Origin of the sequence: Bacillus atrophaeus (genome assembly GCF_001584335.1) — a bacterium.
GTDB lineage: Bacteria > Bacillota > Bacilli > Bacillales > Bacillaceae > Bacillus > Bacillus atrophaeus.
In genome coordinates this window covers 157,720-172,480 of the sequence record NZ_LSBB01000023.1, presented here as the reverse complement: position 1 = coordinate 172,480, position 14,761 = coordinate 157,720, and the positions used below count along the sequence as shown (strand labels likewise).

The following is a 14,761-nucleotide window of genomic DNA, read 5'->3' as shown; positions in this document are numbered from 1 at the left end:
GGGGGGTACTTTTGGAATACAACTGGTATGCATCTTTGCCTGAAAATCAGACAATTTCACAAGGTGACATAATTTTAAAATGTATGTTGCCAAAAATTGTGTATAAAGAAGAAAGTCCTTTTTTTAAAGTCGAAGGTGAAGTCCATGATGTAATAGTCATAACTCAAGCTTGTGATTTAGAAAATTCTAAAGTGAATGATGTAACATTATGTCCACTACGTTCTCTCAGTGGATTTCTTACTGAGCTTTTATTGGCGAAGTATTATCCAAATGGGGAGAACCGTGAAAGACTATTAAAAAAAGATTTAAGTAGTAGTATGAAAAAGAATAAAGCAAATGAAATAAAAAAATTAAGATCCGGAAGTTATTTGGATTTTCATTTGCTCAATAAGTACGTTTCACCTGGTGGAGAAAAAGAGTTAGATTATAATGTAGTTCTATTGAGAAATAGTTTTACTTTGCCAAAAGAAGCTCTAGAATCTCAAGTGAGAGAGAATAAAAATAAGAGATTCAGATTATTGCCGCCTTATAGGGAACACCTTTCTCAAGCGTATGCACGTAATTTCTTCAGAATAGGTTTGCCCGCAGACATTTATATACAAGACGGAGAAGTTTGAAGCCCGCCAATAGGTGAGCTTTTTTATATTCTCCATTTTTTCGTTTTTTTATCCCACTTTAATTCAGCTTTCATCATAAGGCTTTTAACAGCTGCACGAATATCCTCTTCGCTCTTTCCGGTCTTCCTTTTCAAATCGTTCATAGTTGGATTCTTCCCATACAGATGCATGTTCACTATGATCTGATATACTTTCCGTTCAAAATCAGTCATTTGGTCATCTCCCAAAATTGATGCCGTTTTTGATGCCGAAACCCATATAAAATGATACAACATAGTACGTATGTTCGTAAACCAATCTTGGTGAAATGAAATCAAAAAAGCTGGTATATCAGGTGGAAAAACGGCATAAAAAGGGGCAATGCATGGGCGGCATGATGTAATCATCGCCTAGAACCCTTGATATATAGGGGTTTGGAAGGTGGAGATTAGTGAAATGCTAACTTTTTGCTAACTTTCAGTTTTTGAAACAAATTTACTTCACCAATTAGAGAAGACCTTTCGTAAGTTCACTGAACTTATGGGAGGTCTTTTCTTCGATATTTTTTGTCATATGAGCGTAAATATTCATCGTCGTGTTGATGTCTGAATGCCCTAATCTTTCTTGAATCTCCTTTACGCCTGCCCCAGCTTCAATGAGAAGGGGATGTATGAGTATGTCTAAAGCTATGGGGTTGTAATATGCTTGTCTTTATATGATTCATTGAAAATTAAACATGAATTACTTAAAAACTTATAACAAAAACAAAACATTATTTATAGAAGCTATAAAATCGCCTATAACACTTATTTTTGACATGTGGTCCCCTGAAACCTTGAACGTTCACACACCCCTAGCAGATGAAAGTAATCCCTCTTATGAAAGTAATCCTGTATCTCTTGCCTTTTGCACGGCTTCTTCTCGATTTTTGACTCCTAATTTATCATAGAGAGTGGAAGCGTAATTTCTTACAGTGCCGTTTGATAAGTAAAGTTCCGAAGCAATTGTTTTATAACGAATTCCTTGAGACAAAAGATTCAAAACCTCAAGTTCGCGTTTCGTTAAGCCATACTCTTTTCCATCTAACTTCAATCCGGATGGCTCAGCCTCATCAGTTCCATCCCACATTCTATGGAACAAACCTTGGTCAATCATAGTGGCTCCCCGATAGACGAGGCGAATCGATTCAGCTAGTTCACGTGACTCTATGGATTTTAGCAGATAGCCGTCAGCGCCGCTTCGTATGATTTCCTTCGCCCTTTCTATATCCTGAAACGTTGACAGGATGAGGACACGAATGTCAGGCCATTTGCCCTTGATTATTTTGGTGGCACGAATCCCATCCTGATTGGGCATCTCCAAATCCATTAATACCAAATCTGGATTCAGCCTTCCACACAATTCTACAGCTTGCTCTCCATCTTCAGCCATGCCCACTACCTGCAAGTCTTTCTGTTCATCCAAGATTGTATAGAGACTTTCTCGAATAAACGAATGATCATCCACGATACACAAGCGGATTCGTTCATTGGATGATTGTTCCAGTTTAGGTAACACACATGAGATGAGCGTCCCCTCGTCTTTTTCGGAGTATATAGTGACTCTACCTTGTAATTGTGCCGTACGTTCTTTCATCGCAGTTAACCCGAAGCCATCTTTCCATTCCTCCACTCCGCAGCCATTATCTTGCACATCCAATCTCGTCTGTTGCGGCTCAAAATGCAGTGACACAATGATTTCGGTGGATTGTCCGTGTCGCACAGCATTAGTCAGTGCTTCCTGCAAGCTCCGATACAGTGTCATTTTCACTTGTTTGGGGACCGTGTACTCTTCCCCTATTATTCGAGTGCGTACATTTACTTTTGCATGTTTCTGGAACTCTTCCGCTAATTGTTTCAAGGTAACAATTAGCGGAAGTGATTCTTGTTGTGAATCCATTTGATGTAAATACGTTCTCACTTCTGTCATACTGTTACGGGCCAATTTCAATAATGAGTCAAGCTTTTGTTCCCCATCTTTTGTCTTTAATTCCGTACGTAATGTTTCCATCCCCATAATGATTGAGGTATAGGAATGTCCCATCGTATCGTGTAAATCTTTTGAGAGTCTATCACGCTCCTCTAGCAAAGTAATTCGTTCAATCTGGGATAAATACTGTTCCAATACTTGCTTCTGGTTACGAATAATTTCATTGTTACGGTAATTAATAACGAGTAAACGAAAGGAAAATCCCATTGCAAAAGCCAGACCCATTTGTAGGATAATCACCCATACATCTATTTCACGGGAAAATATTGCAATGAGAAACGGAAACAAAACAATTGTGATAGAACCCGACCAACGGTATGATTTATGGGCACTATTTGCCGCGATCATGAAAGTCGGCATTAAAAAAGCAAGATAAGCCGTTGGAAATAAGAAGATTAAGTAGAAGCAAACTCCACCAAACAAAACTATCTCAGTAAACAGATAATAGCGATAACTGAACATTAAACAAATCCAAGGTACTGAAAATGAGGCTACTTCCCAAAGAATGATGATCCAAAGTGGCACAGTCAAATGGTCTTGGTGTTGGATAGTAGTTAACATCATTGAGAGCCAGATGACAAAACGTATACAAAGTAATACCCAGTCATACCAAAACCATTGTTTCAAAATCCCAAACAAATTATCACCCCTTAATAGCTTTGAACATGGAAATCGTGTACTTTCCAATCATTTGAACTAAACTGTTTCCAATACAAGTACGTATCCAAGAGAGAATACCCCCAGCGATCATGACACATATAGATTCCTTCCATGAATCCACAGTTATTCCTAATAAATATATCTCAAGATATTGAAAAAGTAACGGTGTAACGATAAATACAAGCGGAGCTACATACAATATAACGGCACATATGAGGCTAATTACCCCAATAAGAAACTTCTGCATGAGCCAAAAAATAGCCCTCCAATTGTTACTATTAAGAATTGCTTCTTTCGCTTCAATCCATTTATCCCCTCCACTTTTTGTCCTTGGTAGGATTGGCTCTATCGATATATCCGTATAAACCTTCGTCTGAATACGTTCATACTGGACAAACGTGTGAGTTGTCCGCAACACACTCGCTAACAAGGGAATACCTACGAAGATAACTGTCATCACGAGTGCAAATGTAATGCTGGCCAAATAGAAGCAAAAGTAAAACAATCCAGATCCGAAGGTAAACAACAAAAAGTAGAAATCTTGCAAACTTTTTTGAACTGCTTCTTTCGTCATTAGAGTTTCTCCTCCTTTTTCTTTTCTTTACTAATACGTTATGAGCCGCTCTTCGATTCTAACTTTTCGCCTGTCACATACGGTAGTGTCAAAGTGTCATGATTTATAGGTCATGACTATAAAACTATCCGTACTACGCTCTATTTTTTATGTCATGCATGAAAATGACGAAAGGTCACTAGCTACTATGACTTTCCGATTGCTACACTCGGTTTATACACTGACGAGCTGACTACTCGTTGTGCTGACAAGAAATTTTAAGTCAAACAAAGGAGAGTCCGAAAATGAAAAAAGCAATCAATACACTCAGTCTCGCAATCCTTCTCACTTCTACTAGCATGATTTCTGCGTGTTCCCCACAATCATTAGAAGTTGGAGAATCAAAACCATCGACATCCACGCCCGATGTCCAAATGACGAAAGCTCCCAATAATGCAAAAGAAATAGAATCTTTTGCTGATCCGTTATTTGAGGAAAAAATGAAGGAGTACAATGTAAACGGTTCAAGTTTTGTCGTCGTCCATGATGGAAAGGTCGTCATCAATAAAGGGTACGGTTATGCAGATAAAGAAAAGAAGATTCCCGTGAATAAGGAAACGGTCTTCCAAATTGCTTCAGTCTCGAAAACTTTTACTGCCTTGGCCGTGATGCAACAAGTCGATAAAGGAAAGCTTAAACTAGATCAAGATGTACAACAATATCTCGGTGGATTGAAAATACCCAATAAAACAGGAAAACCCCTCACCCTGTTTGATATGCTGACCTATACCAGCGGCGTGGATTTTCCCGATATCACTACAATAACCGGACCAGAATACGTTAATCAAGATATCCCGATGAAGGAGTTTTTCTCTAAACATATGCCGACGGTGGTACGGCCGCCCGGTGAAGCTTATACGTATGACAACTTCGCATTTGCACTCGCAGGATATGCAGTGGAGAATGTTACGGGCTCATCTTTCTCACGATATATGGAAAAGAGTATTTTCAAACCATTAGGCATGAAGTCTACAAGTGTACGTTTTACGCCTGATCTTCTCAAGAGAATGGCTACACATTACGGTCCCACTGGCGATTCTATTCCAACAAGTGGGCATGGTCTAACAGATGCACCACAAGGAAGCATTTTGTCCACTGGAGAAGACATGTCAAAGTACATGATTATGCAGCTACAGAATGGAAAGTTTGGAGGTAAAGAAATCGTAAGTAAAAGAAGCATGGATATGATGCATGACTACCAAGTTTTCGCAGATAAGACGATTCCTATTGCGACAGTTGGATTTGAAACGTATTTCAATGATCTTGCTAATGGTCAACACGTGGCATTAAAGGGAGGGAATATGCCGGGACATTCTTCTTTGATGGTTTTGGTTCCTGAACAGAAAACCGCATTTTTCATGTCTTACAATAATGATGCCACTATGATGAGTAAAGACGTGTATGAAGAGTTTATGGATCACTACTTTCCTGCTCACAAGGTGGAGAAACCAATTAATCTCCCTTTAGAGGGAAAAGAAGCTCAAAAATACTTGGGCTTGTACCAAAACACACGGTTATTTGCCATTCGTACCCACTTTACCTATGAAAAAGGGGCGCTGGTCATGGAGGATGAAAAAACCGGAAAACATTTCCTCAAAATGATTCATCCGTTGTTGTTTGAGGATTCGGAAGGAAATAAGGTTGCTTTCAAAAAAAATACGGCTGGAGAAATCGCATATTTTTATTACACCAACCCTAAAGGGGTAGGCTTTACCGCTCACTCCCAGAAGATCAACATCAAACCGCCCTTTGCTGATATCCCGCAAAAGAGTAATTATAGAAGCCACATCGACAATCTTCATGCTTTAAACATCATGGATGCTAAAGCAGGCAATCTATTCGATCCGATGGGCACCATGACACAAGGAGAATTTGCTGATGCCTTGTTGCTTGCACATGGATGGAGCAATTTCCCAGATGACTCCAAAGAGGCCAAGAAGCAATTTATAACTGGTATACCAGGATATGACCGTGCGACTCCGATTACCAGACAAGTCGCAGCAACCATGATTCAAAACTTAAAGCAGATTCAGCCTGAACAAGCCAATCAAGTAAAATTGCTTGATGCTGCGGATGACTGGGCGGTCCAAGCCATTCAAGCACTTGCCTCACAAGGAATCGTAGACCCTGATACTACCATCCACGCCGACGGATCCTTTACCTTCCGTCCGAAGGATCTGTTACTACGTCAAGAAGCGAGTGCCTTACTCGATTTGGCTTTTGGTTATCATGCTTTGCCTATTAAGCAGAAGTAAGGATTCATCCAAACATGAATCATAGCAAATATTTAAGGGGAGTACCATCATTCTTACAATAGGAGGAAAAGTAGCATTTCCTATAGGAGAGATGCTACTTTTCTTCTAACATTTCCATAAACATAACAGCTGTTATTTCTCCATTCCTCCATTTTGAATGAGTTTCTTCTATTTTTAATCAATTCAGAAAGACTTAGTATATGATTATGGAAAAAACGCATGCTAATCCCTCCAAATTAACTGGAGGGCTTTTTGTAGCTTTGAAATAAAGTCACGATGTTTATAAAAAAGATGCGATATCAATACTTGATTTTGGTATTCCTGTAGTTAATCTATTAAACATTCTGACTTAGATACATATAAAAAGGGTTTAATAAGAAACGTGTTAAAAATAAAAAAACATATAAGGAGCTTATAAATTTAACTAGTGTGTTGATCCAAGAAGGATTAATGCGCTTTTTTTGTTGAAAAACAGTTTAAATTTCTATAATGGTTCAAACTACTATTATGTGACTTTAACTTGTTAAGATTGATAAACGATTTGATTATTACGGGGAAGAAGCATTTGAAAAAAACAAGAGAAATATCGAAAAAGTTCTCCTGCTCCTACACAATATTCTCCGTTCGCGCCATTTTTATTGCTTCTTCACGGTTGTTGACGTCGAGCTTCGAGTAGAGCTTCGAGTAGTAATTGCGGACCGTTCCCTCCGATAAAAATAGCTTTGCGGCGATTGACTTGTAGCGCAGGCCGTTTGACAGATGCTCCAGAATCTCCATTTCTCGTTTCGTAAGCCCGTACGGGTAGCTTTCCTTACTTGAGCCGATCTTCTCCAACTGCTCGCGTTGACGCTTTATCTCTTCGAAAACTCGCGTAGCGACCGATTGGTCGATCCAGGTTCCACCGTTATAAATAAGTTTCAAGGCTTCCTTCATCTCCCGCGGATGAATCGACTTCAGCATGTAGCCTTCCGCCCCGTGCTCCAATGCAGTTGCCGCCTGCAAGGTATCCTCAAACGTTGTCATGAGCATAATGTTCATATCAGGCCATCGTTGTTTCATCTCAAGTAAAGCCTCAAGCCCGTCCATTTCCTTCAAGCGTCTTACCCAATTGTTCCACCTCTCCTCGAATCCCAATCGCAGGCTCCCACGAATCAATCAAACGAATCGCCTTCTGATTAGCTTCCATCGCTTTCGTCTTCTCTCCTTTACAGTACAACAGCTGTGCCATCCCGTAATAATAATAAATCAACTCAACCTGATTCGCGTTATGTTTGTCATAAAGCATCTGCTCAAAAGCTTCTTCCGCTTTCTCAAACAGATCACACTTCACGTAAGCTATACCCAAATTGAAATAGGCTTCTATCGTTTTTTCGCCCCCATACATGGAGCTGATCTCATTTGCCGCTTCGTATAATTGAATGGCTTCTTCATTATGACCTTTCACAAAGCTCAGATCTCCGCGAACCAATAGAACTCTGTGTTGAATCGCAGGGGAAATCGGTTGATCTTTGATTTCGTTTAAAATGGCTTCTGCTTTTTCATGATGTCCAGCTTTTAAAAACAGCCTAGATTGCAGTGCGAGTCCCCAAACCTTTAGATCGTGAACGTCGTGATCTGCCGAGTCTGATTGTTCCAGAATCTTTAGACCGGCTTCTATTTGCTGAAGAGCCCCGTCTAAATCATTGACTTCCATGAGTGCCCAGCCTGCTGTGTCCATTCGAAAGAAAGCTTCAAGTGTGTATTTGCCCAATTGATTGGCGTACTCAGCTGCTTTACATCCGTATTCGATACGGAGCGGCAGGTTGATTCTGCTGAGAAAGTGACTGATGCGGGTGATCTGCTCAATTAATATTTCCTTTTGCCCGGTTTCGCTTGACCACTTGATCACCTTGAGGATGTTCGGCCATTCTTTCTTTATTTGATCCAAATCACGTCCCAGGAGATAACTCCAATAGATTGAAATTGGCTGTTCTCTTTTTAAATGGGTCTCTAGGTAACGAATATAATATTGGGCCCACCGCCTGCGCGCCTCATTTTCAAAGTCCTGTTTTTCGGACAAGTGCTGTTCTCCGTATGCGACAACGGTTTGATGCACTAAGTACTGTGTTCTTCCTTTGCTTCGTTCCGGCTGAATCAAAGCGTATGACCGCATTTGTTCAACAGCGTAATGAAAACGGCGAGCGTCTAATCCAGCTGCTGCCGCCAGACTTTTTTCATCTGGCGGCTTGCTGAAAAAGCATAGCACCTGCCATAGTTTCCGGGTGTCTTCATTGCATCTGTGCCATGTGCGCCCAAATAGAAAATCAAACAGATCTAATAGTGAGTAGCCTGCTTTTCCGAGCTCATGAATCAGCTGCTGAGCGGGAATGTCATCGTCTGACATATAGGCGATGCTGAGTGCCATGGCTTTCGGGTTTCCGGCAGTCGCTGAAATGAACTCGCTCTTCAGTTCTGGAGATAGTTCCAGCAGCTGCGCTAACTTTGCTTGTTTAGTTTGATCGTTGCATATTTGCAAGCAGCGGTGCACTTCTTGATGAAAATACTCCAGGGCATCCGTTACTTCAAGTCCGCTCAGTTGAATGGTCACCATTTCTCCAAAGCCTTCTCTGAATGTTTGCTTCAAGTTCTCCCGAGCTGTAAGGAGGATTTTCACACCTTGGGGCAGGCTGGTGATGAATTCGAGAATGTCGCTTTCTGCGGTATCAGCGCTGTCAACGATAAGTAATACTGGTTCTTCCCTGGTGTAATTGGCTAATGCATTGCGGACGACAAACCGTTTTTCATTGATTGACTTATCAATTTGTTCTGTCCGTCCGAGCTGATAGGCAATCGTATTTAAAAAATCACTAAAGCTTAATCCTTTCCAATCAGCACTGAGCCAGATGATGCTGTTGAATGCCGGCCAATCTGAGGAATCGCCGATACAGGAATAGGCTGCTTCAAGAGCAGTAGTCGTTTTTCCCATGCCTGCCCATCCGGTAATTAAACAGACAGGTGATGCGGAAATCATCCATTGCCGTATCGCCTCGATGTCAAAACTCCGTCCTATAAAGTGACCCGACCAGCGTGACGGTAAGTTGTGTGTCAAAGTCATCTGTTCTGTAAGCGCATTCGTTTTATGGTCGGGAACATCAGGAAATAAACGTTTCACTACTTTTTCAATATCTTCATCAAGCGGTGAACCGAATGATCCGTCTTTTCTTAACGTTTTTGCTTTTTTAAGGCAAGATGCCGCCCAAACAGGCAATGCAGGTTTAATGACAGGTATGGTTGTGGTTTCAAGCAGGCCAGTAAACCACTCTATATTCATGTCGGTTTTTTCAAGAATGATCCAGATCATCCCGAACAGTTTTCCATCGTCAATTCTTCCGGGAATATAATTCACACCCATCTGTCCGATCCAGCTTTTAATCGTGTTAGGAGAGACTCCCAACTGGTGTGAAATGTTATCTAAATAAGACTGTCCTGTTTTTTCATTCTTTTTCCTTCTGATCTTATAATCAGGATGAAGTTTTAATGACTTGACGCCCGGTGCCAGCAGTTCCGCAAATTGTTTTTGATCTTCAAGTTCAGCCATAAAACCTGCACCTCCTATTAGTACTATTTTATCAATCCTGCTTGTTTTGTATATGAAAAATCAAAAAGTACAGTGCGGCTGTCCTTTTATACAGCATGAAAAGCTGTTGAATGTTTTGAAAAGCAGATAAAATGGGGGCAGTAACAGACAATGCAAAAATGTATGCACTTACATTTCTTGATGAAGCGGCCATATGCCGTTAGAAGTGTTCATAAAGAAAGGAATTTGCCGAAATGACTCAAACAGTACCTAAAACCATGAAAGCAGCTGTTATGCACAACACAAGAGAAATCAAAATAGAAACACTGCCTGTACCTGAAATCAGTCATGATGAAGTGTTGATTAAGGTCATGGCTGTCGGTATTTGCGGATCGGATCTGCATTACTATACAAATGGAAGAATAGGCAACTATGTGGTGGAAAAGCCATTTATCCTCGGCCATGAATGTGCAGGAGAAATCGCGGCTGTCGGCTCGTCTGTTGATCAATTTAAAGTCGGCGACCGCGTTGCTGTTGAACCAGGTGTCACGTGCGGACGCTGTGACGCGTGCAAAGAAGGCCGTTATAACCTTTGTCCGGATGTGCAATTTTTAGCAACGCCGCCAGTAGACGGCGCGTTTGTGCAATATATAAAAATACGGCAGGACTTTGTTTTTGCAATTCCAGATTCACTTTCCTACGAGGATGCTGCCTTGATCGAACCGTTTTCTGTCGGTATTCATGCAGCGATGAGAACGAAGCTTCAGCCTGGATCAACAATTGCGATTATGGGAATGGGCCCTGTGGGGTTAATGGCTGTCGCAGCAGCTAAAGCGTTTGGAGCGGGCACTATCATCGTAACCGACTTAGAGCCGCTGCGATTAAATGCCGCAAAAAAACTGGGAGCGACTCACGCCATCAATATCCGTGAACAGGACGCTCTTGAAGAAATTAAAAACATTACGGATGATAGAGGCGTTGACGTTGCTTGGGAGACAGCAGGGAATCCTGCAGCACTGCAATCTGCACTGGCTTCTGTGCGCCGCGGCGGAAAACTTGCGATTGTCGGTCTGCCTGCACAAAATGAAATACCGCTTAATGTGCCGTTTATCGCAGACAATGAGATTGATATATACGGCATCTTCCGTTATGCCAATACGTACCCAAAGGGAATTGAATTCCTCGCTTCCGGTATTGTAGACACTGAGCATCTTGTGACGGATCGATATTCGTTGACGCAAACGCAAGAAGCGATGGAACGGGCCCTTCAGTTTAAGAACGAGTGTTTAAAAGTAATGGTTTACCCGAATGAGCTGAGTTAAGAACAGGGGGGTAGTTGTTTTCCCCCTTTCATGTCATGTGAAAGACTGCGTATGGCTTGTATTCATTTAATTGAAAACGGATTCTTGGGGTGTGAATGATGATTGAAACAGAAAAAATAACCGTCTTGAAGGCAAAACATAAATCAGCTTCCAGTGCCAGATTGTCCTGGCTTGAACGAATCGGATACGGCTTCGGTGATATGTCGTACAATATTGTGTTTCAATTTGTAAACGCATACCTTTTATTCTTTTATACGGACATCGGCGGCATACAGCCTGCGGTCATCGCCACATTATTTCTTGTTGTGCGGGTGCTGGATGCTATTTTTGACCCGATTATGGGGGTTATTTTAGATAAAACCAATACAAGGTGGGGAAAGGCACGACCTTATCTATTATGGGTCGCACTTCCTTTTGCATTATTCACTTTCTTGTGTTTCACGACGCCTCACTTTGGAGCAACGGGAAACATTGTATATGCGTACATTACCTATATCTTACTTGGCATGACCTTTAGTATGCAAACGATTCCAGTAAATAGCTTAACGGGACGGATTACGAATTCTGTGAAGGAAAGAACAGTATTAACAACGATCCGTATGATATTGGTTTATATCGGAATCCTTCTCTCCATCTCTTGTGCAACGCCGCTTGTGGCAGCATTTGGAGGGGATAACCAGGCTTTCGGATTTCAGATGACGGCTTTAGTCTATGCCATTGTCAGTATCGCTTTGAATCTCTTTAGTTTCTTTACAGTAAGAGAGCGGATTGCGCCTAAAAAGAGAGAAAAACAGGGAATCAAAAAGACGTTATCTGTATTATTTAAAAACAAACCTTTGTTGGTTTTGACATCTTCATTTTTAGCATTTGCGATCGGGTTTAATATTAAAATCAGCACAATGGTGTACTACTTTACGTATAACGTGAACCACAAGGAATGGGTGTTTTTTGGAACTGTTTTATTCTTTGGTGCAGCGTTAATCAGCAACTTGTTTATCCCTTACTTTTCTGAAAAGTGCGGCAGAAAAAATGTGATGATCATATCGGCTGCTCTATCACTGATTTCGTATGCGGGTCTGCATTTTACAGCGTATTCATCGGTGACGCTCATTTTCATCTGGCTATTTGCTTCAGGGTTCTTTACAACCCCTTTAAACACGCTTGCTTGGGGCATGGTTGCAGATTGTGTTGATTATGCGGAATGGAAAACCGGAGTTCGGGCCGATGGAGTGGTAATTTCCAGTATGAGTTTTATTAATAAGTTAGGCGTTGCGCTTGCTGGATCGTTTTCCGCCATTTACTTAGGAATAGCAGGGTATGTGGCTAATACAGATCAGACGGCCGCATCGCTAAATGCAATAAAAAATATGAATGCATTGATACCGGGGCTTTTTATTTTACTCTCTATCATTTTAATATCCTTTTACCCATTAACTGAAAAAAGATATAGAAACATCGTATCAGAGCTGGAAGAAAGGTCGAACGGTAAGTAAAATTGATTTAAAATTTTTAATATTCGATGTAAAGAGTTGTATTTATGACTGAAAGTAATATACTCATAATGAAGTCTGAAGTGAGATAATAATCTAGAATTTGTAAATGAGTGTGATAAAAATGCGAAGTAATTCTGTTGTTTGTATTGGAGAACTATTGATCGATTTCTTTTGTACCGATGTAGACGTTGATTTAATGGAAGGACACAATTTTTTAAAAAGTGCCGGCGGGGCACCTGCGAATGTGTCAGCCGCCATTGCAAAGCTTGGCGGAGACGCTGCCTTTAGCGGAAAAGTAGGAAAGGACCCCTTTGGGTATTTTCTCAAGGAAACACTAGACACTGTTAACGTTGATACTTCCATGCTGGTTATGGATGAGAAAGCACCTACAACGCTTGCTTTTGTTTCATTAAAAAATAATGGAGAGCGCGATTTTGTTTTCAATAGAGGCGCGGATGCTCTGTTTACAATGGATGATATCGATGAAGATAAATTGAATCAAGCGAAAATCCTCCATTTTGGCTCGGCGACGGCATTGTTATCTGATCCATTTTGTACAGCCTATCTGCGGCTTATGTCCATTGCTAAAGATAAGGGACAATTTGTTTCTTTTGATCCTAACTATCGGGAAGATTTATGGAAGGGAAGAGTCCATGAGTTTGTCTCAATCGCAAAAAGAGCCATTGATTTAAGTGATTTTGTCAAGGTGAGTGATGAGGAGCTGGAAATTATCAGCGGTACTGAGGATCATGAAAAGGGCGTCAATATCCTTCATGAAATCGGAGCCAAAATCGTTGCCGTGACACTTGGTAAAAGAGGAACACTGCTGTCAAATGGAGCGGAAAAAGAAATCATTCAAAGTATTCCTGTTACATCCATTGACTCTACAGGTGCGGGGGATGCTTTTGTCGGTGCAACCTTATACAGATTAGCCAAAACCGATCATATTACATCTATCTATACTGATTTTGAGCAGCTGCATGATATCGTATCTTTTGCGAATAAGGTGGGAGCTGTTGTTTGTACAAAAATAGGGGCAATTGATGCATTGCCAAGTCTTGAAGAGATTGAAGCCCCTTTAAGGTAATGTCGGTATGATGTAAGGTCAGCGTCTGGCTGCTGATAGAAGAAGGAGGCTCTTTATAGGGCCTCTTTTTTTATTAAATGATTAAAGTATTATCATTCACATCTACAGTACTCATGAAGTCGCAAAGAAACTGCATGAGCAATTTGGTATTGAACATCCTACGATTCAAATTGAAAAGGGAACATTTTCTTGTAAGCTGCAGCCCGATCATAAAATATAACAGAGGCCTTGGAAGCCTTTGACTATGACACTCCCTAAAAATGAGAGTGTTTTTTTAGTTTATAAGTGAATAAAGACAGGTCCAATAGTAGTATATTTTATAAAAAAATATACTATTTATAAAAATATTTTATAAAAAATCGAAACTTTTTGCCGAAAAACTAGTATATTTAAATAAGAATATTTATCCATCAATGAAAGCAGGAGGAAATCACAGCATGAGTATAATAGGAAGATTTAAAGACATTATGTCCAGTAACGTTAACGCTTTATTAGACAAAGCGGAAAATCCGGAGAAAATGGTTGATCAATATTTATAAAATATGAATAGTGACTTGGGCAAGGTAAGGCAGAAATGGCCTCTGTTATGGCTGAGGAGCAAAGAGCGAAAAGGGCATTAAGTGAGTTATGGAAAAGATGGAGAGCTGCGGAATGAAGGCGCTGCAGGCAGGTAATGAAGGGGACGCGAGAAAATTCCTGGAAAGAAAGACGTTCTTGGAATCGAAGCTGTCTGAACTGCAAATGACGTATCAGGCGGCCTCATCCAATACCTCTCAAATGAGAAAAATGCACGATAAGCTTGTTTCTGATATTGGTGAACTTGAAGCGCGTAAAAACATGATGAAAGCCAAATGGTCAGTCGCGAAAACGCAAGAAAGAATGAATAAGCTAGGCACTTCTGTTTCAGGCGCAAATCAATCTATGTCCGTTTTTGGCAGAATGGAAGATAAAGTGAATCGCGCGCTTGACCAAGCAAACGCAATGGCAGAGCTTAACTCCGCCCCAAGCGATGGCATTGAGGATTTAACGGCTAAATATGATACTGGCAGTACGAGCGATGTGGATGATGAGCTGGCTGCATTAAAGGCAAAAATGATGTTGAATTAATCATACATAAGAAGCTGAAGTTTTGCCGATAGATAAAAGTACTT

At 40.7% G+C, this 14,761-nt stretch carries 9 protein-coding genes and 4 pseudogenes; 6 read left to right on the top strand and 7 right to left on the bottom strand.

Going from position 1 to position 14,761, the window contains the following annotated elements; genetic code table 11:
* The first annotated feature begins 11 nt into the window (after positions 1-11).
* Positions 12-617 (top strand): hypothetical protein, encoded by a 606-nt coding sequence (locus AXI57_RS20130; RefSeq protein ID WP_061671101.1) that lies wholly within the window; start codon positions 12-14, stop codon positions 615-617.
* A 23-nt stretch (positions 618-640) separates the two neighbouring features.
* On the opposite strand, the gene AXI57_RS20125 is transcribed toward AXI57_RS20130, so the two are convergent.
* From AXI57_RS20125 to AXI57_RS20115, 4 genes and pseudogenes are all read right to left on the bottom strand, one after another.
* Complete coding sequence (locus tag AXI57_RS20125; protein WP_061671100.1) at positions 641-829, bottom strand: hypothetical protein; 189 nt, start codon at positions 827-829, stop codon at positions 641-643.
* A 274-nt stretch (positions 830-1,103) separates the two neighbouring features.
* Positions 1,104-1,296, bottom strand: a pseudogene (locus AXI57_RS21175) (tyrosine-type recombinase/integrase); the annotation flags it as partial.
* A 176-nt stretch (positions 1,297-1,472) separates the two neighbouring features.
* Positions 1,473-3,263, bottom strand: a complete 1,791-nt coding sequence (locus AXI57_RS20120; protein WP_061671099.1) for a helix-turn-helix transcriptional regulator — start codon at positions 3,261-3,263, stop codon at positions 1,473-1,475.
* 4 nt (positions 3,264-3,267) lie between these two features.
* Positions 3,268-3,858, bottom strand: coding sequence for a sensor domain-containing protein (locus tag AXI57_RS20115; protein ID WP_003328523.1), 591 nt, complete (start codon positions 3,856-3,858; stop codon positions 3,268-3,270).
* Between the two features lie 284 nt (positions 3,859-4,142).
* Between AXI57_RS20115 and AXI57_RS20110 the strand changes: the two genes are divergently transcribed.
* Positions 4,143-6,152 carry a serine hydrolase domain-containing protein gene (locus AXI57_RS20110; protein ID WP_061671098.1) on the top strand — a complete coding sequence of 670 codons (2,010 nt, stop codon included), beginning with the start codon at positions 4,143-4,145 and terminating at the stop codon, positions 6,150-6,152.
* Between the two features lie 94 nt (positions 6,153-6,246).
* On the opposite strand, the pseudogene AXI57_RS22415 reads toward AXI57_RS20110, so the two are convergent.
* The 3 genes and pseudogenes from AXI57_RS22415 to AXI57_RS20100 form a co-directional block, all read right to left on the bottom strand.
* A pseudogene (locus tag AXI57_RS22415) lies at positions 6,247-6,324 on the bottom strand (recombinase family protein); the annotation flags it as partial.
* A 434-nt stretch (positions 6,325-6,758) separates the two neighbouring features.
* Positions 6,759-7,250, bottom strand: a pseudogene (locus AXI57_RS20105) (LuxR C-terminal-related transcriptional regulator); the annotation flags it as partial.
* Complete coding sequence (locus tag AXI57_RS20100) at positions 7,225-9,729, bottom strand: NB-ARC domain-containing protein (protein ID WP_061671096.1); 2,505 nt, start codon at positions 9,727-9,729, stop codon at positions 7,225-7,227. The pseudogene AXI57_RS20105 and the gene AXI57_RS20100, both read right to left, overlap by 26 nt.
* Positions 9,730-9,962: 233 nt before the next feature.
* Between AXI57_RS20100 and gutB the strand changes: the two genes are divergently transcribed.
* The 4 genes and pseudogenes from gutB (at position 9,963) to AXI57_RS20080 (ending at position 14,717) form a co-directional block, all read left to right on the top strand.
* A complete protein-coding gene (gutB, locus tag AXI57_RS20095; protein ID WP_061671095.1) occupies positions 9,963-11,030 on the top strand; it encodes a sorbitol dehydrogenase in 1,068 nt (355 codons plus the stop codon).
* Between the two features lie 98 nt (positions 11,031-11,128).
* Positions 11,129-12,523, top strand: coding sequence for an MFS transporter (locus AXI57_RS20090; protein ID WP_061671094.1), 1,395 nt, complete (start codon positions 11,129-11,131; stop codon positions 12,521-12,523).
* Between the two features lie 121 nt (positions 12,524-12,644).
* Positions 12,645-13,610 carry a carbohydrate kinase family protein gene (locus AXI57_RS20085; RefSeq protein ID WP_061671093.1) on the top strand — a complete coding sequence of 322 codons (966 nt, stop codon included), beginning with the start codon at positions 12,645-12,647 and terminating at the stop codon, positions 13,608-13,610.
* Positions 13,611-14,047: 437 nt separating this feature from the next.
* A pseudogene (locus AXI57_RS20080) lies at positions 14,048-14,717 on the top strand (PspA/IM30 family protein).
* Positions 14,718-14,761: the final 44 nt, after the last annotated feature.

Coding starts and splice junctions, on each gene's coding strand:
- AXI57_RS20125 (WP_061671100.1), bottom strand. CDS start 829: ATGACTGATTTTGAACGGAAAGTATATCAGATCATAGTGAACATGCAT.
- AXI57_RS20090 (WP_061671094.1), top strand. CDS start 11,129: ATGATTGAAACAGAAAAAATAACCGTCTTGAAGGCAAAACATAAATCA.
- gutB (WP_061671095.1), top strand. CDS start 9,963: ATGACTCAAACAGTACCTAAAACCATGAAAGCAGCTGTTATGCACAAC.
- AXI57_RS20110 (WP_061671098.1), top strand. CDS start 4,143: ATGAAAAAAGCAATCAATACACTCAGTCTCGCAATCCTTCTCACTTCT.
- AXI57_RS20085 (WP_061671093.1), top strand. CDS start 12,645: ATGCGAAGTAATTCTGTTGTTTGTATTGGAGAACTATTGATCGATTTC.
- AXI57_RS20115 (WP_003328523.1), bottom strand. CDS start 3,858: ATGACGAAAGAAGCAGTTCAAAAAAGTTTGCAAGATTTCTACTTTTTG.
- AXI57_RS20100 (WP_061671096.1), bottom strand. CDS start 9,729: ATGGCTGAACTTGAAGATCAAAAACAATTTGCGGAACTGCTGGCACCG.